The sequence below is a fragment of the Propionispira raffinosivorans DSM 20765 genome, assembly GCF_000381065.1.
GTDB classification, from domain to species: domain Bacteria; phylum Bacillota; class Negativicutes; order Selenomonadales; family Selenomonadaceae; genus Propionispira; species Propionispira raffinosivorans.
The window spans coordinates 1-21,429 of sequence record NZ_KB905878.1 but is presented as its reverse complement, the minus strand read 5'-3'; the positions used below and the strand labels follow the sequence as shown (position 1 = coordinate 21,429).

Below are 21,429 nucleotides of genomic sequence, written 5' to 3'. Positions count from 1 at the left end.
ACTCCTTTATCTTCACACAACTTTCTTAATATCCAACCAATATCTTTTTTCAGTTCTCCATAAATTTCCATCCGACGATATTTAGGCGCAAAAACAATATGATATTGACATCTCCACTTAGTATGTTCTAAACTTTGTATATCTTTATCTTGCATGATAAAGACCTCCCTGTTATTTTTTATGCGGTTGGCTAGACCTGCATTTATTGTAACAGGGATTTTTTTTCGACTAAAGTCAAAACCGTCGATTCCGCCGGCTAAGCCGGTGGTTTATTTCGAACAGTTAAATAAAAAGAGCAGCCTGAAAATCCCAACAGATTTCAAGGCTGCTCTTTTGCACTTTATAAAGGCTCTTATTTTTTTACACGAAGCAAATCATTGTAATTTGACAAAATTACTTTAAACAATTCAGTATCCGCCTGAATATTGGTATAATGAGTAATTGCTTTTTCAATGCCATTTTGTTTGACAAAGTCCTGAACTTCAATTGCCTGATCATCTTCCAGATTGACAAACAAAAATGCTGCAGCAATGGCTTTCGCAAGATGCTTATATTCATAGCCATAGGCTTCGGCTTGTTTAGCCGGACCTACAAGGCGATCCTGTTCCGCAAGTTTACGAATAGGTGCACGACCCACACGAAGCACTTCATCTTTCAGCGCAGGGAATGTAAAACGCTTAATGTTTTTATCAATAAAATACTGTAAATCTGCTTCTTTAAAACCAAATTTTTTCACAAGAACCTTAGCTGCTTCTTTCATCGTACCGACAGCTTCTTCTAAAATCATCGGATTTGCCAAAGCTTCTTGCACGGTTGCACAGCCATAAAGCTGACCAAGATAAGCAGACGCCGCATGACCGCTGTTTACCATATACAATTTTCTTTCTAAATACATATCAAGATTATCTGCATAATCTGCCCCTTTGATTGGCTCTGCTGACGGATCAACCAACTTATTTTTTTCAATGACAAGTTCAAACGCTTCGTCAATTTCCGGCACACTTACACCATCTTTAATAGAATGCAATGCAATTCGGTCCACCGAAACATTAGCAAAACCGCCAATTTTAGTCATTTCATCTTCTGTCATGCCTTCTGTACAATTTAATAAAGCTTTTTTCAAGATATTCGTAGCAAAAAATGCATTTTCGCACGCCATGATATTCACTCTGCTTTTACCGGCAGCTAAACGCGCCTTTAGTCCACGCGCCATTGTATTGGCAATTTTAGGCAGATTGTCTGCCCAGACTGAAGTGGTAATAATATCCGCTTCCACAATTGCCGCAATAATTTCTTTTTCCTGTGTAATCGGTGAATAAGCCTTTACCTTATCGATCGTTTTCTTTTCGTAATTTCGATTAATAATATAAAGATCATACGTATGCGTAGCGTTTATACGATCAACAATTTCCTGACCAACTTCAACAAACGTAATCTCAAATCCAGAATCATGGAGCAATTCGCCAATAAAGCCTCTCCCGATATTACCTGCACCAAAATGTACTGCTTTCATATATATATGCCCCCTAATTTTTTTAACAATAGTATACTTATTGTATCATAGCGCCGGAGCTTGCAAAATATAGTATCATTTTACAAGCTCCGGCGATTTTTATTCCTATTTATTCATTCGTATTGGTAAATAACTTGTAAATCAGATCTTTATCTTTCGTTGTATAGAGTTCTTTTACTTTAGACTCATATTCATCCAGCGCTGTAGCAATATTTGCCAAAATCGCCAAATGTTCATTGTCCTTACCAGCAATCCCAACAATCAAATAGGCGGTTTCTTCACCAAAGTCAATGCCGTCTGGAAACTGAAGTACAACCAAACCCGATTTTTTAATTGAATTTTTTGCTGATGATACACCATGCGGGATAGCAATACCACGACCAATATAGGTGCTGATATCTTGTTCACGTTCAATCATAGCTTCCACATAAGGTTCTTCTGCATAGCCGCTGTCAACAAGCATACGGCCCGCCATGCGGATTGCTTCGGCCTTGGTAACACTCGTAAGTCCTACTTTGATATTGTTTTTCGTTAATAAATTTTGATCTTGAATCACTGTATCGGACGTATTATTAACTTCTACTGCTACTTTTTCAAGACCTGCCAGTCTTGCGGAAATAATATCATAGACTTGATTTTGAATGAAATCTTTAACAAATATATGTTCTGCCTGTGGTACTTTATTTTGCACTCGCGTTGCCAGTTTTTCATGCGTAACGACAATTTGTGCATCAGCTGGAATATCTTCAATCGCACAATTTGTAATCGACACATGTGTATAGCCGGCTTTCTTTAATTTGTTTTTCAAAGCACTGGCACCCATTGCACTGGATCCCATCCCGGCATCACAAGCATAAATGATTTTTTTCAAAGCACTGCCAGCCACAACTGTACCGGAAGTATTCTTGTTACCTTTTAATTCACTTACGGCACCTTTTGCAGCTTCAAGTTCACTATCATCCATTTGATTCGCCGAGCGTTTCACAAAAACAGATGCTACAAGGAAAGATACAACCGTAGAAACGACTACACCCGCAATATTGGCAAAATACACACCTTTTGGCGTAAGTGCCAAGATTGCAAAAATACTGCCTGGAGCCGGAGTTGCAACAAGACCGCCGCCAAGAAGAACAAATGTAAATACACCGCTCATGCCACCTGCGATAACTGCGAGCAACAAAATTGGATTCATCAATACATACGGGAAATAAATTTCATGGATACCACCAAGAAAATGAATAATAATGGCACCAGGAGCTGAATCTTTTGCCATACCTTTGGCAAATACCCAATAAGCAAGCAACAGACCAAGACCTGGGCCTGGATTTGGTTCAAGCAGAAAGAAAATAGACTTGCCTGTTTCCTGGGCCTGCTGAATTCCAATTGGACTCAAGATACCATGATTCATCGCATTATTCAAAAATAAAATTTTACCTGGTTCAATAAACAAAGAAGCAATTGGCAGCATACCAGCTGTAACGATTATATCAACACCAGATCGTATAACACTGTTTAATGCCAGCACAACCGGACCGACACCAGTATAGGCAATAATTGCTAAAATACCACCGATAATACCAGCCGAAAAGTTATTGACTAACATTTCAAAGCCAACCGGAACAGACCCTTCAACGATCTGATCAAATTTTTTGATAACCCAGCCGGCAAGCGGCCCCATGATCATCGCACCAATAAACATTGGAATATCTGCCCCAATGATAACGCCGCTTGTTGCAATTGCACCAAGCACCCCGCCGCGTGTCCCAGCAACTGCTTTACCACCAGTATAACCAATCAAAAGTGGCAATAAAAATGTAATCATCGGACCAACTAATTTAGCCAGTCCTTCATTTGGCAGCCAGCCAGTCGGAATAAATAATGCCGTTATGAGCCCCCAAGCAATGAAAGCTCCGATATTTGGCATAACCATGCCGCTTAAGAAACGACCGAACTTCTGGATTTTGGCTTGGATGTTTCCATTCGAAGTATTTTCGTTCATGTCTAACCCTCCAATAATATTTTATATTTTTTCTGATAAAATTCTTTAAATATTTTTACTAACTCAAGATAAATTAGTTTTTGGTCGCCTTCATGTAATAACTCAATCAGACCCCAGCGTTCGAGTAAAATCGTTGATATATAACCAATCGTTTCCAGACTGTATTTATGCGCATTTTGAGGTGCCAGCATGACAATCGCTGTTTTAATTTGTTCTATTTTCGTTTCGAATTCAGTTTGGGCTTCATATTGATTTAAATGAATAATACCAAATGTTAAATGCGAAATAGCTGCACTGCGACAATGCAATAAAATCATCTGATTGCCGCGAATTACCGTGCCACCATATTCTTCACGATTCAACAAAGCAGCCGTTATAGCTTTTTGTTTTGCCGCATCACGATCAACCAGCTTGCCAATATTTTCACAAAGTTCCATAATCGTCGATGCGTCTTTGTCCTCAGCAAAAAAGAAAGAATCCAAAAGATCAACAATCGCCCGACTGTATTCATTAAGCTGCATTAAATGGGTTTTAAAATCATATGGAGCCGGCATCTTTGCTGCCTGTTTTAAAATAGTTTCTCCTAAAACGACAATCTGCTTATTGATTTTTTCTTTGTCCACTTCATTGAGTAGTGAATTAACAACAACAACTGGCAGCATACAATTTGGTATAGGAACCGTTGAAACAACAAATTCCGCTTGTACTTGATTGATGTATAGATTGTTCACATGAAGTGCTGAAATCACATCAACGACTTTAAGATTAGCGTATTCTTTTTGAATCCGACTCGCTAACATGCGCGATGTTCCCATTCCCGTTGGACAAGCAATAAGGATTCGGTGTTCAATCTTAGAAAGTTGATCACTATCTTCAATTGCTGCCCCCAAATGCATAGCAATATAAGCAAGCTCTGATTCTGGCAAAACCAACTCTAGTTCATGCTCTAAATCTTTTACACATTTACGGCTGATTTCTAAAAGTTCTGGATAATGTTTCTGCATATCTTCTAGCAGGGGATTGCGAATATCCATCTTCATTTTTAATCGGCTGATTGAAGGTCCTAAATGATTAACAAGACCAACTAAAAGCTTTTCATTTTGAAGCAAGGCTTTCCCTGTTTCCTGCTGGGCGATCCGCATCATGGATTTTGCCAGCTTCACCAAGTGAAAATTATCCACAACATTCATGGATGCACCATGACTGCTGTACCGGTTCCGAGCCCCTAATAAATGCATCGTAATATAGCCAATTTCCGTATCGGGTACAGCAATAGCAAACAGGTCAGCAATTTTTTCACTGATTTTTCTTGCGACAGAAAATTCTTTTTTTTCTTGTAATTCATTGAGGAAGTCTTTATTTATTTCTATTTTTTCACTTTTTCTAAGTCGTTGTACAGCTAAAGCCAAATGGACAATCAAACCAACAAAAGCATTATCCGACAATTGATACTTCATTTGCGTTTCAACATCGCGAACCGCTTTTTCAAGCTTGTGTATGACATTAACATCGACAAGATCCAGTAGATAATTCTGCGTTTCTTTTAAGGAAGCCGTTTTAACTGCTGGATTTTCAACTAGATTATCATGGACAAGATCTAAAAGCTGATCTTCTTTGATATTTTCATAAATATAATGGACAATGGCCTTCCGAATATCATTTTCTTCACCTTCAACGTAAACACCCAGCCCCGGCTTACGAACCAGTACCAAGGCATGTGCGACAAACCAAGGTTCTAATTTATCGAGATCATTGCTAATGGTTCCTTCGGTTACTTTTAAAATAGAAGCAAACTCAAATAATTTAACAGGTGCTTGATTTTGTAATAATTTACTAATAATAACAGTTTGTCTTTCAAGCGGTGAATAAGTATGTTCATCCCTGGATTCATCCAAAAGCTGCAGCACTTGTGTACAAGCAGTCATATTCCCATGAACACCGATACCCGCACCTGTTTTTTTATCGAGTTCAAGACCATACCGTTTTAGTACAGTTTCGACTTCAGGCAGTTCACGTACAATTGTCTTGGCACTTACATCCAGTTCTTTTGCAATGACGGCAATCGTTATATAGGATGTTTCCTGACAGACTTTAGCTAAAATTGCTTTTGCTCTTGAACTTATTTTCATATTTATGTTTCAGCCTCCTATGATCACTTAGAAGCCCGATCAAGCAATTCGATTTTGCTTGCTGCGAATCCTTAATTAAGTTAAACTCATTATAATTTATCTATTTAGCAAACACAATCAAAAGACATTTTGTTTCGACCATAACGATTATGGACAAAATTAAAGAGGTGCGGAATCCGCACCTCTAAAGGGTTAATCTCTTGATGAAAATTTATCTTTTAAAATAACGTCATGCGAACCGCCCTCAACAATACTAGTTGATGACACCAACGTAAGTTTCGCATCCCGTCTAAAGTTTGGCAGCGTGAGTGAGCCGCAATTGCACATCGTCGAACGAAGTTTGCTGAGTGTAATATTAATATTATCTTTAAGCGATCCGGCATAAGGTACATAAGAATCAACACCCTCTTCGAAAGAAAGTTTCTTATCTCCCCCTAAATCATAACGCTGCCAGTTTCTAGCTCGATTGGAACCTTCACCCCAATACTCTTTGAGATACGTTCCATTGATTCGTACTTTATCGGTAGGACTTTCATCGAAACGCGAAAAATAGCGACCAAGCATCATGAAATCAGCGCCCATAGCAAGGGCTAATGTCATATGAAAATCATGCACAATCCCACCATCCGAACAGACAGGGATATAAACTCCGGTTTCTTCATAATATTCGTCGCGCGCCTTTATAACATCAATCAATGCCGTAGCCTGTCCACGGCCAATGCCTTTGGTTTCACGCGTAATACAAATAGACCCGCCGCCAATACCAACCTTGATGAAATCAGCTCCAGCTTCTGCCAAAAATCTAAAACCAGCCCGATCGACAACATTGCCAGCACCCACTTTAACATCTTCGCCAAATGTTTCATGAATGTATTGCAGCGTAGTTCTCTGCCATTCTGAGAAGCCTTCCGATGAATCAATACATAGTACATCCGCTCCTGCTCTTAAAAGCGCTGGAACGCGTTCTGCATAGTCACGCGTATTGATTCCGGCTCCAACAATATAGCGTTTTTTATCATCAATAATTTCTAATTCATTTTCTTTGTTATCTGTATAATCTTTTCTAAAAACCATATAGCGCAAACGCTGATTTTTATCAATTAAAGGAAGCATATTAAGTTTATGTTTCCAAATCAAATCATTGGCTTCTGGCAAAGTCGTGTGTGCATCCGCATGAACCAATTTTGAAAAAGGTGTCATAAAGACTTCTGCCTTTGTATCTTCTGTCATTCGTGTAACACGATAATCACGGCTGGTTACGATACCAAGAAGTTTTCCGGTCGGCGTACCATCCTCAGTAACTGCCATGGTGGAATGACCAGTAGAATCTTTCAGTGCCAAAATTTCAGCCAGTGTCGTCGTTGGCTTAATATTCGAATCACTGTTTACAAAACCAGATTTATAAGTTTTAACACGAGCAACCATCGCCGCTTCCTCTGCAATGGACTGTGAACCATAAATAAAGGAAACACCGCCCTCTTTGGCCAATGCAATCGCCATCTTATCGTCGGAAACTGCCTGCATAATAGCAGAGGTCATTGGAATATTCATTGTGATTTTAGGTTTTTCACCTTTTTTGAATTTTACCAACGGTGTTGCCAATGAAACATTCGCTGGAACGCAGTCTGCCGAAGAATAACCCGGAACCAGTAAATATTCACCAAACGTATGAGATGCTTCACTAAAATAAAATGCCAAATTAACCCCTTCTTTTCTTTCAAAATTCTGTAGTTGCAACAAGAAATTTCTTTTACTGCTAAAAGCAAACTTCTATAGATATTGTTATATATGATAGTACGTTTTGAATATGTTTGTCAACTAAAATTATATAAATTTTATCAAAAACGAGAAAATTCAAAATAAAAACCTGATCGAATTACAGACCAGGTTTTACTTTTTACTCCGTACATACAGATCATATCTTTGTTTTGATCGTTCAAAGGTCAAGGCCCATTCATTCAGAAATTCTTCTACTGATTTTTTGCCAATCATAACTGCTTGAATCCCCTGATCCCCAGTCTGATCCAGCATAGATCGATAATCCGGTAAATACATTGGCGGTTGATAAAATTTCAAATGTGGATTCGAAAACATCCGTAAAGCTAACTGCATATGTGGTAATTCTTGCGCCCATGGTTCTTGTAATGAATCCATATGCGTTGGAATTTGACCAATACTCTTATTCCAATAGCTTTGACTTTTTTGCGAACACAAAAAGCTTATAAACAGCCAGGCTTCTCTAGGGTGTTTGCTTGTATTGAAAACAGAATACCCGTCAATATTGCCGCCCTCTTGAATAAAATCACCATTCGCGGCTTTTGGCAGAGGCAGTGGTGCATATTCCCCCGGTTTTAAAGATTTTTGATGTTGTGAATACGATCCAATATTATGCTGCACCATAGCCACACTTCCAGTATCAAAGGCAGCGATCATTTCACGATAACCATTTGTCACATCGCTGATTGGTGTAAATTTTTGATAAAGCGCTAAATATTTTTTTACAAACTCAACATGTTTTGGATCATTGATGCGGCACTTCCCGTTTTTATCAAAAAAATCCGTAAAGCCGGAATAAGCAAACATCATCCGCAATAATTGTATCGATGCACCGTTACCGCCACGAATCGAAAAACCATAACGCTGCTGGTCTTTATCCGTCAATTTTTCTACTGCAGAGAAAAACTCATCCCAAGTATCGGGAACTTTGACTTGTTTTTTCGCAAACCAATCTGGGCGATACCATAAGATCTCCATACTCATCGTATTCGGCAGCTGATATAATTTTTTATCCAGTACCATCTCACGATTCGATTCAATAATCGCTGGTGATAGTCTGTCTTTTTCATCCCATTGTGCAAATAAAGGGTCCAAGTCCAATAAAACTTTTTGTGACGTAAAGTCGGCCAGCCAGCTCGTTTGGACACCACATACATCCGGAAGATCATTCGATGCAATTGCGCTATCGATTTTTTGTTTAGCAGTCTGTTTCGGCAGCCCAACATACTCAATATGGATTGTCGGGTTTTGCTTTTCAAACTCCTGGATCAATACCTTGTAATAAGGGGTTCGATCCGGACCAGCATTTTCATCCCAAAAAACAACATTCACTTTTTCTACTGCTTTAAACGGCTGTTTCATCACTGTATCATCTCTTGCGAAATGAAACGCCGTTGCAATGATACCAAACAATACACCTGCAAATAATAAACTCCAGAAAACTTTATTAAACATAGTGATTGCCGCTCCTTCGCACGATACTATAAAGTTAACTTTGACTTATATATAGTTCAAAATACACGCACTATTTTGATTTTTTAAAAAATTCAACAAAAATCGAAGCTATAAATTAGATATATCCACCAGACCATCAAAAATCCGCTGCAAAAAACTGCAGCGGATTTTATGGACGTAAAAACGGTTTCACATATTGCTCTATAGAAAAGATGAACAATATGTTGATTCAAAATATTTCCGTTACTGCTCTATCTGCCTATTAATGTACCATATTTTGTATGAAATGTACAGGAATTCCCTACACCATACACGATAAAAATTGCTTTGTATTAACTGAAGTTTTACCGTTCATCGTGATCGAATCCTTGAAAGAACGGCTCTTATTAATAAATTCATTTAACAACAATTTGTCGATCCAGCCAATCAAATACAGCCTCTTGCTGTGCCTGCACAAAGACGTGTCCAAGACCTGGCCAAATCTTCGTTTCTAGTTTATTGTCTGCCTGCTGAGATTTCCAGACTTTACGCATAGTATCATAGGCCGCCTGTACCGCTATTGTTGGAAATAATCCATCATCACTGCCATCGTAAAAAAGCATTGCTTTGGGCGCTGCCAGACTCGCCACATCAGGATAATCCAGATAATTGATTACCCCCGGCAACATCATTTGGAAGGCTGATTGCCCTTTGAGCTGATTATTCCCTGGTGTCATGAGACCTTTATCCTCTGCCATCCAGCAAATTGAAGCTCCAGCCTTGATTTTATCCGAAAGTGCCGCAAGCTGCCAAGCTCGATAGGCTCCCATCGAAAAACCGACAGCCACTACTTTCTTTTTGTCAATCTGTGGTTGTACCGTCAGAAAATCAACTGTTCGTATATCCTCATATGCCATCAGGCCCCCCAAAGAGCTGCCAAGATTGAACATATTGCTCGCGAGAGCCTGCTGATCATCAGATTTCAACGGGCCACGATCACCCCAGCCTAAAGCATCCACTGCAATGACCGCATAACCACGTTTTGCCATCTCGTCACCGATAAAACGACCACTGAAATATTTTTGTACCCACAGCTGCGCGGATACGTCCTTGGCTGAATCGCCCCAAGAACGAATCAGTTTTTCTTTACCAATATCAAACTTCGCCCCATGATCATGCAATAACACAGCAGCCGGAAAAGGCCCTTTGCCTTTAGGAATCAAAAAAAGCGCAAGTACCCGACTCTCTGGTGTTATGTTGAAAGCAATCTTCTGCGCGATATAAGTACCGCGGTCTTCTTCAGCAATAACCCTAGCATCAAACGGTACAGTTTTTTCCGTCGGCAACGCCGCCATAACTCTGGCCTTTGCTGCACTCTTCCATGTTTTGAAATTCAGATACTTTCCTGAATTCCAAGACATCGGATACGTAAGTTTCGCCTTGAGCTTCTCATAAAAAACCGGAAGATTTTGTTTACTTATCACTCCATTGGTTTGATAAGCACTCGAATCACCATCTACCATTTCTTTTACAGGTGCCTGCGCAAATACTCTTGTTGAGGCGTTCGTAAAAGAAGATACAAAAAAACATGCTACGAGAAGAATACTACATATTTTTTTCATGCAATCTCCCTCACTTTATTGCGAAGCAATTATTAAACGATAATTTCTTTTTTCTTTTCATGATAAAGCAGATCATTATGACCAAAACAATTTTCATATTTCCAGCCAGTTAAATCCTCAACAGCTGCCTTTGTTTCCGGTGTTACATCAGCCATGCTGCCACCGTCTTTAATTCTATGAACTTCATCAACCAGAAGTTTATGCGTTTCTTTGGTGAGTTTTAGATTACGCGAGATGAACCAAATGACCACGCAGAGAATAATTGGTACAACAATCGTCATGACTAGGATACCATCAATAGCGCTTGCAGTCTGTTCACCAGCACCTTTCACAAAGCCAAAGTAAGCAAGACCAACACCAAGCAAAAAGCCTTCTGCTGCGGATGCTACTTTAGATAGAAGACCATTTACTCCTGTGAAGATGCCTTCGCGTCTTTCCATTGTTACAGCTTCATCAATATCTGCCATGAACGGAAGCTGAAAAACAGGAATATAATCTGCGCCGGCTTTACCAACATTGTTGACAATTGCCAAAATAGTAAGCCATACGATAACCATGTTTTCTTCCATACCGATCCGCCCTTGGAAGAGTACAAAGTAACCAACCAGCGACACTGTTACAATAACACCAACAACCTTAAATGCCGCAGGCCCCCCGTATTTATAGCACAATGCAATAAATACAGCGAGTGCAATAAAGGAAATCAGGGTTGCAAAACTTGTGATAACGGACGTTGCACTCTTCGACAGCATCAGTGCATAAATTACATAGTACGTAAATACACCAGCTGCAAGATTTTTATAAATACCAATCAAAAGCATCATACCTGAGTGAATCCGAAATGCACGAATTTTCATACTAGCAAAGATATCATTGACCATCTTCACAAGCACATGATGGATACTCCCCATCTTTTCAGCATAAACGATATCTTCAGGTGCTCTTTCAAAAGTAAGGAAATATACAGCAACCAGCGAAAGCGACGTAATGGCTGCATAGGACAACCCCGTATAGAAATAGGCATCAACGGAGCCTTCACCAAAATACTGAAAAAAAGCCGCTGGAAAAAGAAGGGCAATCGTGCTGGCAAATGTACCACAGTACTGTTTTGCGGACACCAGCTTCGTTTTTTCAGAAGCGATTTGTGTCATTTCAGCAGGAAGTGTTGGTCCCGGAACGATTACCATTGTAAAGACCATTTCATAGAGTATATTAACAATTAAATAGAATGTGAACGTCTGACCCGAAAGCCAGAGCAGCGGATACGTGATGAGAACGCCAGGAATTCCCAGCATAATAAAGAAATGTCGTCTGCCAAATTTTTTGCCGAGCCGTGTCCGTCCAAAATTATCACTAATATAACCCATGACCGGATTTCCTACTGCATCAAGAAGGCGGGCAATCGTAAAGATGAGACCAGCCTGTATCGGGCTGATACCGCAAGCAGCTGTGTAAAACAACATTAAAAATGCTGATGACAAGGCCTGCGTACCACCGCCAAGAAAATTCAAACAAGCATAACCAATTACGTTCCACCATGTGACTTTTCTCGTTTTCATATTTTTCTCTCCCCTAAAATTTTATAATATATAAGTTGTATTAAATATTGTATATGGCAATCGTCAGGAATTGGGTATAGGGTTGAGTGGCGTTACGTAGGAAGCAAACGATGCCCTATACCCAATTCCTGGCAGACTGATAGACTGGATGTAATTTTTTTAATGCGTTCTCTATATTCTACAATTGCATTTTTTCCGTTAGAGTATTTCACGTTCTGCCGATGCCAAAACAAATGGTCCTAAGCCTTTCGGTTCATTGCTGACAATGGGTTCACTCATATAATAGGCGAAGGTTCCATCCCGTTTTTCTTTGCCTCCTAAACCAGCTACCGAACAAACTTTATTTAAATTAATCAGCCCGACTTTCGTTTCTGAAATAAACTCCCTGACTAACCCGTCATAAGAAGCCTCTGCTGTTTCTTTCATACCAATTGGTAAATAACCGAGTCGTACACCTTTGAGCAGTGCATATACAATCATCGAAGAGCCCGATGATTCAAGATAATTTCCCGGACGGTCACCCTCATCAAGAATCTGATACCACACCTGAGATTTTTTATCTTGCACTTTCAAAAGTGCCTGAATGCATTCATTAAAGATTTGGATTAACTGGCTGCGATGTTCATTATCTTCAGGGAAAAGTTCCAACGTATCAGCAAGAGCCATGACATACCAGCCCATTGCTCTCCCCCAAAAATGTGGTGACAAACCTGTGTTTTTATCAGCCCATTCTTGCTGCTTCATTTCGTCCCAAGCATGATATAAGAGTCCTGTTTTTGCATCCTTCAGATTTTTTTCAGCAATGATAAACTGTTTGGCAATGTCATCAAAAGCCGCACGATCATCAAAGGCTTTACTATAAGCCGCATAAAAAGCAGCTCCCATATAAAGTCCATCTAACCAAATCTGATGCGGGTACATTTCTTTATGCCAGAAAACTCCCTCACTCGTCCGTGGATGTGTATCGATTTGTTTTCTGAGATTTTGCAATGCTGCTTTATATTTTTTTTCACCGGTTTCTTGATACAAAGTTATTAAGATTTTGCCGTTATTTAAATGATCAATATTATATTCGTCCAAGCGATAACCAGTGATTGTACCATCATCCTGAATAAAATGATCCATTGTTTTTATAATGAAATTTAAATACTTTTCCTCACCACATTGCTGCCATACTTTGGCAATACCATCGAGCGTCAACCCATATTCATAGCCCCAATGATCTGTTAAATTTGTATTTCTTGCTATAATCGAATCTGCCATCCACTTTGCATAATTTTTCATTTTGCCACCTCATAACCTTTTCATAAATAATCTAATTTAATAGCCTGCTTCATCCGCTATGATAATAATTTTGATACGTCCTTCAAACTTAATTCCATTATGGATAATCGTTGTAAAGTTACATATCCGTTTTTTGCAATCACAATCTACACAATACCCAGTCTCCACACAAGGTGTTTCATGTTTAATCCGCTTCGAATTCATCGGTGCAATCTCTCTGATCCGTTTAAAAGCATCTTCCAAATTCTCAACAATTTTATTAACCCCGGCAACAATAATGACATTTTTCGGACCAAAAATCATCGGCGCAACACGATTGCCCGTGCAATCCGTATTGACAAGCTCACCCTGTTTCGTAATTGCATTCGTTCCAGTCAACAAAAAATCAGCAATAAGTGATTTACGATGAATTTCTACAATATCAGGATCAAAAGGAAGATTTTGATACCGATCAAAAAAAGCATAATTCCCATTTCTTAAAACGTCTACAATCCCCATATCACTTAAAGTAGTTGACCCACCAAGGGCAACACTGGCTCCGTCATCAATCATCGATATTAATTTTTCTTTTGCTTCAGCAAGATTTAATACATACGAAGCTTGAAAATGTTTTTTATTTAAAACAGCAACGATTGTTTTGGCTTTACAGATGTTTTTCCACTGTTTAATTGTCTCCATCTATAAACCACCTCCTTTCTTTCAAAATAGAATTTCATACTTATTTTCCAGCTTCTGTTTTCTTCTTTTTATCGTTTTTTATTGGTTTCGTTTCTTCGAAAACAATATTTTCAAAACTTGCATTTTTTAAATAATTCAACTGCATCGGTTTGGTATTTTTAAAGAGCAAATTTGAGAAAATCAAGTTTTCATGGAATGCATTTTCCAAGCCCTGCACTTCAATGGCGGCTCCGCCAGCTCCATCAATCGTACAATTTTCAATTCTGATGTTTTTGAATTGACCTGGTGTTTTCGCCTTTGGATATTCTACAACTGCATTTGGATCAGAATATCCGGACGTAAAGATAAAGGCCTGCAATCTGATATTTTTCATGGCATTGTCACGGAAAATGATATTTCTGGCACCACCGCCAATTTGAGGTGCCGTCTTCGCCCGAAAACCAATGTCTGTATTTTCAATTACATTATCTTCCGCCAAAATGTTTTCAATCCAGGCTGCCGTATGACTGCCTGTTACAACTGCGCCATGTCCATGGTTGAAATAATTATTAAAGATCCAGATGTTTTTCGTTGAAGGATCTTTTTGCCCTAAGCTGCCAAGCCCCGCGGCAAAGTTAACACAGTCATCGCCTGTATCAAAATAATTATTGATTACAGTCAAGCCATTGCCATGTGTAAACTCAATTCCATCGCCATTATTGCAGTCAAACGTACGGAACGTAACATCGTTAATGGTTACATCATCACACTTAACATTCACTAAGGTATGATTTGCCGGATTGATCACGTGAATGCCGCCATAATAAACCTGTTTTACACCACGTAATAAAATCAAACTTGACCGTCTTGGATACGAAGATTTAAACGTTTGTCCATCTTTCATTAAAGCTTCTACCTGTGCTTTGGCCAAAATTCCGATATTCAGCACATGATTCGGATCCATTACACCAGCCTTATCTGTTTTATTTTTTGCATATAAATAAGCTGTTTGATCTGCATTCTTTTTCCAGCCATTTCCATCGATTGTTCCTTCACCAACAATACGAATTTTTTCAACAACGGGTTCTTTGGTCGTTGGTCCGGCATTGATTAAAGCGAAAAATCGTTCGTCGCTAGAATATGGGTAAAGTTTATAATGATACGTATAGTCTTGCGCATTTTCAGAGCCAAGTAACGTTGCCCCTTTGGCTACTTCCAAGGTCATATTACTTTTAAGCCAAATCCCGCCCGTTTTAAACACCCCAGCCGGAACCAGCACTTTCGCCCTGGGTGTACAAACATCGATCGCCTTTTGAATAGCCTTGGTATTCAGCGTTGTACCATCACCAACAGCCCCATACGACTCAATATTAAATATGGTCGGAACAGCTGTCGTTTTTTGTTTCACGATATTACTATCGGCTGACTCAGTGCCTTTTGCATCGACAGCGCGTACCGTAAATTTATAGTCCGTAGAAGGCTTCAGCCCTGTCACAATATAGGAATGTTTCATGATTGCCTGCGCTTTTGCATTTTCCGCATAAAATTTATCTATACTTGGCTTCGCTGCCGAGCTCTTATCCGATTGGACATTACCAAGCAGCTTATCATTCATGTATATGTGATAACCCACAATAGCAGTTTGGTTTTCCGTTTTTTCCCAAACTAGGGTAATGCTCTGCTCATCAACAGCTAAGGTTGGAACCTTTAAATTTTGTGGTACTGCAAGGCTTGCAGCAAATGTCACGGAACTCATTAATAGCCCTAATACCATAATCAATACGATTTGTCTGACATATTTTTTCATTCCTAATTCGCTCCTTCACTATCTTTTCAACTTGACTCAAACAATGGATCAGAAGAAAAATTCAACTTGCGAACGCAACCATTTTTCGCTCGTTTTATCGGTTCCCGTCAAATCCTTGCTCTGCAACCAGCGAGTTGTCCAAAGGATATTTTTTGTTGGAACATATTTATAGATAAACTGCCAGCCTTTACGTCCAACTTTGTTATCCTTAATATCAAACGTTGATTTGATATAAGCTTGATCTTCCAAATGGACATAATCGATTTCCGTCGACCAAGAATGCGCTATTTTTTTATCTGCTGTACGATATGCCAACGAGAAATTATAAGCTGTATTTTGATCATCGCGATCTGACTTTGCATAATCTGCTCCAAAATTCAGATTTTTCGCAATATCATGATCAAAGGCAAGTTCCCAAATATTCGTATCTTCATAACTGGCAACTGCATTCCCTTTTGGATCTTTATAGTTTTTGTTATCGGCCATTGTATGCCATAGACCCGCATAAAGATTTGTTTTTTCATCCAATGGATAGGTTACATCCAATTGAACGTAATTAATGCCAACATTTTTTGGATTTATGTAGCTTTCATTAATGCCACGATCGTCCTTGCTTACCGTTTCGCCAGTTGTATTACGTGTTGTCGAGTTGTAATCCGGTTTACCATACGTTACATTGACTTTGGCCTTATTACCAAAACTGTAAACGGCACCTGTATAATATTCATTCATGACCATCCCATTAATGGCTCCGGCTTTATCACGCCCAACCTTTAATGTACCATTGCCAACTGGGCCATAGATATAGAGTCGTGACATATCAAACTGCCCGTTTGTATTTTCCTGACCACCGCGATCCTGTCCGTCACGATCGCGTGCGCCTAAGAAACGAACCAGTCCATTCCAACCGCCGCCAATCGGTGTAGTCCCTGTCAATTCATAATAATAGGATGAGTCTTTGACACCTGTACCCGTCGTGTCACCTTTGGCATTGTTATGATCTGTTTTATGATCGTAACGCACTCTGATATTTCCGTTCCATTTAAGACCATCTGTTTTTGGCGCAGCCGGAGCCGCAACGACTGGTGCGGGCGGTGTAACCCCTGGTATCCGAACATGCATATCCGTTAATTCATCTTTAAATTCCATTTCCAGCTGCGTAATCTGTGTTTGCGTTGCCGAATCGGCTTTTTTTACATTTGACATTGCTTTGGCTGTCATAACGGCCATTTCATAACGAGTCAGCGGGCGATCTTTATTAAAATCTCCATCTTTATACCCATCAATTAAACCATCATGAACGAGCTCCGCTACGGTTTGATAAGACCAATGCTGCATGGGAACGGTAGCAAATGGATTATCCGTTGCTGCAAATACAGCACTTTCCATCCCAAAAGCAATACAGAATGCTAAACTCATCGCCAATTTCTTTTTCATTTTTTCTATCCCCTTATATTCTTATTTTCCTTAATCACAAATTTTAAAATTAGTTTAATAGGAACAAACAATTCGCAGAATAGTCCACAACACTGCGTATGTATAAAAACGAACACCACCAGAAAGCACCGTGTTTTCTGACTTATTTTGCAGCCAATAAAAAATAAATCCATCTTTGTATTACGATAACGTAAACCGGTTAACATTTTGACAAAAAAAATAAGTACATGTATAATCACCGATCCCTATCCAGAAAAATTCAACATTTTTATCTCCTCCCAACTAAAATTTTATTGAACACTGTATGACACACGCTGCAGTTCTAGGATTTTTAATATATATCATCACCAGCATTTATTTCATTATAGTTCGCAGTACGTTTTTAAGGAATTCAAAATATTAAGATAACTCTGCACTTTCTTTAGATATTGTAGTTTGATTTGAAATATTGTGATAATTACTAATAGTTCGTCTTCCTGTGATAATAAAAATTTATGATATGATATAAAAACAGGTTGTAAAGCATAAAATGCTTTACAACCTGTTTTTAAACTCAATCGGGGAAATACCTGTGTGCTTTTTAAAACATACACTAAAATATTCTGGTGTATTATAGCCGACCATATCCGCTACTTCATAACATTTCATATCTTGGTTACGCAAAAGCTCCATTGCTTTTTGCATACGCACCTGTAATAAAAAATCAGAAAAGGTAATTTTTTTTTCTTGTTTGAATAATGTACTTAAATAAACTGGATTAATATGGATATGACTGGCTACATCCTGCAAGGAAAGTCCCTGTTTTACATAATGTTTTTCCATATATTTCACGGCCTCACCAATGACTCCGCCTCGATGGCTTTCCCGTTTACCAGCCATAAATTCAGCCAAATCACCAACCACCGAACGAATGAGGTTGAAAATTTCACGAATTGTCTGCATTTCGTTAATCCGGATATAATACAAAGACATGTTTTTGCGCTGCACATGTTCCCAATCAGATGCCCATTCCGCACTGCCGCAAAACAAAGAGATTACGAGCCACACCGATAAAAGACGAACATGATAAAGTGACATTTGCTTTTCCTGAATCATCACATGTTCTAAATCATCAATGGCCATTAATGCATCCTGCGCTAACCCAAGCTTTACATCCTGAACAAGTTCATTTACCTTGTCTTCCGTCTGCAAACTCACAGCCTGCTGGGAAGACAGTTTAATATCAGATAAAGAATATATCTTATCTTTACCAATAAAATGCCGAAAATCAAGGAGCGACCGTGCTTCTTGGTAGGATAACCGCAAACCCAAGATGCCTTGATGGACACCACCCAAAACAATGGTTACGGTCGTTTTTAAATATTTATGTACCATTTTTTGTATTTGTTCCACTAAGTAACGACCATTTTCCTCTGCCACCTGCACTGTCTCATTGCTAGAATATAACAGCACCAGTTCGTCCTGATCGAGTTCAACCACGCCTCCGGTTCGCTGACTGTGCGTGACTTCTTCGCACATATTTACCACACAAAACTTGAAAGCTTTCTGCCGTTCGATAAAGTCTGCCATTTCCATAGAATCTTGATGATATTCATCAATCTTAATTAAAAAAGCAATAAATGTCTGCCCCGTTAAATCGATGCCTAATGACATGGCATCCTGTCGAAGCTCTGTTTCCTCGCCATTTCCTTCCATTAATTTTTTTAAAAATTCACGACGGAAAAATGGATTGGCAGCATTTATTTTTTGCTGCACACGATTCTCAGCATCCCATTCACTCGCCGCATTTCGTACTTTTTCTAATAAATTTTCCTTGTCGACCGGTTTTAACAAATAATCAAAAACATGCGCTTTTACAGCTTGCTGCGCATAACTAAAATCCGTATACCCCGTCAAAAGTATCAATTTAATGAGTGGATACCGTTCCTTAACAATTTGCGCCAATTCCAAACCATCCATAAACGGCATCTTAATATCCGATATTACAATCGTCGGATATTCTGTTTCAATCAAATTTAATCCTTGCTCGCCATCTGCGGCTTCACCAACAAGCTGGAAACCATATTCTTCCCAGGGAATAATTTTTGCCAGCCCACGGCGAATAATGCGATCATCATCAATAATCAAAATCCTATGCATTTTACGTATCCTCCAATCTTTCCATGGGAATCATAACCGTCATCACAGTCCCTATATTTAACTCACTGTCTATTTTAAGACCAGCATTGGTTCCATAATAAAGCTGTATTCTTTCGTGTACACTACGAACACCCAAACCCATTTTAATGCGCCCTAATGTTTTATCTGCCAGCCCGGCCCGTACTTCTGTCAATCGTTCTGGTGTCATCCCCAAGCCATTATCCTCTACCTCAAAATACAAAAAACCATCTTTGGTATATCCATTAACAGTAATCCAGCCAATACCGCGTTTCTGTTTAATACCATGATAAATGGCATTTTCCACCAAAGGCTGCAACGTTAATTTGACAATACTATAAGGAAAAAGCTTAGAATCTACATTAATTTCATAAGAAAAAACATCTCCATAGCGCATCTCTTGAATAAATAAATAATTGCGGATATGCGACAATTCTTCTTCAACCGTAATAATTTCTTTGCCACAACTGATACTACTGCGAAAGAAATTCGCCAAAGCCGTTACCATAGCACTTGCATCTTTCGTTAACCCCATATCGCATAATCCTTGAATCGAATAAAGTGTATTATATAAAAAATGCGGATGGATCTGTGTCTGCATCACCGAAAATTCTAACTGTCGTTTACTTTCCTGTTCCGCTTTAATCTGTTCCAGCAAAACTTTAACTCGCTGCACCAAATCCTGAACCCCTTGATCCAGTACACCAATTTCATTAATGGAATGGATACTCGAAACAAATTCAAGATTATCACCTTTTATGCTCTTCATATGATCCGCTAATAAAGAAATCGGTTTTGTAATATAACCAGCCAGTATATTCGTCAACCCTACCGCAATAAGAATCAACAAAATAATAATGGATACTGTAATGTATTTGATATATTTCACATTATCTAGTATCTCAGCCTGCGTAAAAACAGCTGCCAGCTTCCATTGATTACTGGGAATCGTCTCATAAATAGCTACCAGATTTTCTCCTTGCGCATTTTTAAACTCAATTCTCCCTGATTTTTCTTTCGTTTGCTGCAAATTTTGAATTACATCTGGGGTCATTTGATAAGCACTGTCCGTTTTTTTAAAAGTCAAGATTCCCGCCTTATTGATTAATACTAAATAACCACTTTTACTTAGTAAAGAGCGACTAAAAACTTTTTCAAAAAAATCATGCCGGAAACTAAATAAAATAATTCCATTGATCTTTGCATTGCCACGGCCAAAAAGTTTGAAAAGGCTTACATTTTCTTCTTGATTTGCATCTGACGGATTCGAATTGCGCCAATATATATCATAAGGATTATCTTTATATTGATCCCGATATTGTTTATAACTAAAAGGAGTTACAATATTTGGATCATCACCACGGAAAAAAATAAACTTATTATTATGAAAGTTAAGATAAATCGAATCAATCATCGTCCCATTCAGTGATCGAATCGTATTAACATGAGACTGCACTCGTATGTAATCCTCCGGGCTGATATCCTTAGGGTCCTTATTGATCACAGACAACACATCCGGATCATTGGAAAGTTCTATCAGCTGTTGCAGGACATCAGCAAAGCGGTTATCCAGATAATTCCCTGTTTGAAAAACAATCGTCTGCACATTACTATATGCATTGTCCTCAATTTGCTGCGCTGCCAGCCAATAGGAAATCGTACCTGTCATAAAGATAAATAAAATAATAATCGGTATGTAAAAACTCAGAATTGTTGATTTCAACGAATATAACATTTTCTGTGCAACCTTAGCATGCAGCCAATTCGTCAAATTTTTAAATTTATTCAAGCTGCACCTCATTTCAGAAAAACAAAACCATCTCTACCTATTATATGCATAGAGATGGTTTTATTCAATCTTTTTATACAGCCAGGATTCGACTCTCTAAGAGTTTTTTAGTAAGCGTCAACTAAACCATCACCTGTACAATCAGTGTGCATCATGAGAAAATACATTCAGGATATCTAAATTAGAGCTTTTTAGATTCTTTTAGAGGCTAAAAAACTCGAAGGGAGTCTAATCATGGATGTACAAATCGTGACACATGAAGTTCG

At 38.8% G+C, this 21,429-nt stretch carries 14 protein-coding genes; all 14 read right to left on the bottom strand.

From position 1 onward, the window contains the following. The coding region (locus F606_RS21735; protein WP_019555507.1) for a transposase at nucleotides 1-155 on the bottom strand (155 nt) is incomplete at its 3' end. Nucleotides 156-352: 197 nt separating this feature from the next. After that, nucleotides 353-1,513 carry a mannitol-1-phosphate 5-dehydrogenase gene (locus F606_RS0119185; protein WP_019555506.1) on the bottom strand — a complete coding sequence of 387 codons (1,161 nt, stop codon included), beginning with the start codon at nucleotides 1,511-1,513 and terminating at the stop codon, nucleotides 353-355. Nucleotides 1,514-1,622: 109 nt separating this feature from the next. Beyond that, a complete protein-coding gene (locus F606_RS0119180) occupies nucleotides 1,623-3,512 on the bottom strand; it encodes a PTS mannitol transporter subunit IICBA (RefSeq protein WP_019555505.1) in 1,890 nt (629 codons plus the stop codon). Nucleotides 3,513-3,514: 2 nt separating this feature from the next. After that, nucleotides 3,515-5,641, bottom strand: coding sequence for a BglG family transcription antiterminator (locus F606_RS0119175; protein ID WP_019555504.1), 2,127 nt, complete (start codon nucleotides 5,639-5,641; stop codon nucleotides 3,515-3,517). 192 nt (nucleotides 5,642-5,833) lie between these two features. After that, complete coding sequence (locus F606_RS0119170; protein ID WP_019555503.1) at nucleotides 5,834-7,339, bottom strand: IMP dehydrogenase; 1,506 nt, start codon at nucleotides 7,337-7,339, stop codon at nucleotides 5,834-5,836. Nucleotides 7,340-7,531: 192 nt separating this feature from the next. Continuing rightward, nucleotides 7,532-8,872 carry an ABC transporter substrate-binding protein gene (locus F606_RS0119165; RefSeq protein WP_019555502.1) on the bottom strand — a complete coding sequence of 447 codons (1,341 nt, stop codon included), beginning with the start codon at nucleotides 8,870-8,872 and terminating at the stop codon, nucleotides 7,532-7,534. Nucleotides 8,873-9,267: 395 nt separating this feature from the next. Next, entirely contained in the window at nucleotides 9,268-10,473 is a 1,206-nt protein-coding gene (locus F606_RS0119160; protein WP_019555501.1) for a dienelactone hydrolase family protein, read from the bottom strand. 32 nt (nucleotides 10,474-10,505) lie between these two features. Continuing rightward, on the bottom strand, nucleotides 10,506-12,032 hold the full coding sequence (locus F606_RS0119155; RefSeq protein WP_019555500.1) for an MFS transporter: 1,527 nt from the start codon (nucleotides 12,030-12,032) through the stop codon (nucleotides 10,506-10,508). A 198-nt stretch (nucleotides 12,033-12,230) separates the two neighbouring features. Beyond that, the gene (locus tag F606_RS0119150; protein ID WP_019555499.1) at nucleotides 12,231-13,316 is read right to left on the bottom strand and encodes a glycoside hydrolase family 88/105 protein; all 1,086 of its coding nucleotides are present in this window, start codon (nucleotides 13,314-13,316) and stop codon (nucleotides 12,231-12,233) included. A gap of 36 nt (nucleotides 13,317-13,352) precedes the next feature. Beyond that, nucleotides 13,353-13,994 carry a lactate utilization protein gene (locus F606_RS0119145; RefSeq protein WP_019555498.1) on the bottom strand — a complete coding sequence of 214 codons (642 nt, stop codon included), beginning with the start codon at nucleotides 13,992-13,994 and terminating at the stop codon, nucleotides 13,353-13,355. A gap of 40 nt (nucleotides 13,995-14,034) precedes the next feature. Then, nucleotides 14,035-15,780: a glycosyl hydrolase family 28 protein gene (locus F606_RS0119140; RefSeq protein ID WP_019555497.1), complete on the bottom strand. Its 1,746-nt coding sequence runs from the start codon at nucleotides 15,778-15,780 to the stop codon at nucleotides 14,035-14,037. 48 nt (nucleotides 15,781-15,828) lie between these two features. Next, nucleotides 15,829-17,217, bottom strand: coding sequence for an S-layer homology domain-containing protein (locus F606_RS0119135; RefSeq protein WP_019555496.1), 1,389 nt, complete (start codon nucleotides 17,215-17,217; stop codon nucleotides 15,829-15,831). A gap of 534 nt (nucleotides 17,218-17,751) precedes the next feature. After that, nucleotides 17,752-19,356: a response regulator gene (locus F606_RS0119130; RefSeq protein WP_019555495.1), complete on the bottom strand. Its 1,605-nt coding sequence runs from the start codon at nucleotides 19,354-19,356 to the stop codon at nucleotides 17,752-17,754. Nucleotide 19,357: 1 nt separating this feature from the next. Next, nucleotides 19,358-21,163, bottom strand: coding sequence for a sensor histidine kinase (locus F606_RS0119125; RefSeq protein ID WP_019555494.1), 1,806 nt, complete (start codon nucleotides 21,161-21,163; stop codon nucleotides 19,358-19,360). Between the last annotated feature and the right edge of the window lie 266 nt (nucleotides 21,164-21,429).

Excerpts from the sequence above, each read along its gene's own strand:
- F606_RS0119165 (WP_019555502.1), bottom strand. The coding sequence starts at position 8,872 with ATGTTTAATAAAGTTTTCTGGAGTTTATTATTTGCAGGTGTATTGTTT.
- F606_RS0119145 (WP_019555498.1), bottom strand. The coding sequence starts at position 13,994 with ATGGAGACAATTAAACAGTGGAAAAACATCTGTAAAGCCAAAACAATC.
- F606_RS0119175 (WP_019555504.1), bottom strand. The coding sequence starts at position 5,641 with ATGAAAATAAGTTCAAGAGCAAAAGCAATTTTAGCTAAAGTCTGTCAG.
- F606_RS0119180 (WP_019555505.1), bottom strand. The coding sequence starts at position 3,512 with ATGAACGAAAATACTTCGAATGGAAACATCCAAGCCAAAATCCAGAAG.
- F606_RS0119130 (WP_019555495.1), bottom strand. The coding sequence starts at position 19,356 with ATGCATAGGATTTTGATTATTGATGATGATCGCATTATTCGCCGTGGG.
- F606_RS0119150 (WP_019555499.1), bottom strand. The coding sequence starts at position 13,316 with ATGAAAAATTATGCAAAGTGGATGGCAGATTCGATTATAGCAAGAAAT.
- F606_RS0119155 (WP_019555500.1), bottom strand. The coding sequence starts at position 12,032 with ATGAAAACGAGAAAAGTCACATGGTGGAACGTAATTGGTTATGCTTGT.
- F606_RS0119140 (WP_019555497.1), bottom strand. The coding sequence starts at position 15,780 with ATGAAAAAATATGTCAGACAAATCGTATTGATTATGGTATTAGGGCTA.
- F606_RS0119185 (WP_019555506.1), bottom strand. The coding sequence starts at position 1,513 with ATGAAAGCAGTACATTTTGGTGCAGGTAATATCGGGAGAGGCTTTATT.
- F606_RS0119160 (WP_019555501.1), bottom strand. The coding sequence starts at position 10,473 with ATGAAAAAAATATGTAGTATTCTTCTCGTAGCATGTTTTTTTGTATCT.
- F606_RS0119135 (WP_019555496.1), bottom strand. The coding sequence starts at position 17,217 with ATGAAAAAGAAATTGGCGATGAGTTTAGCATTCTGTATTGCTTTTGGG.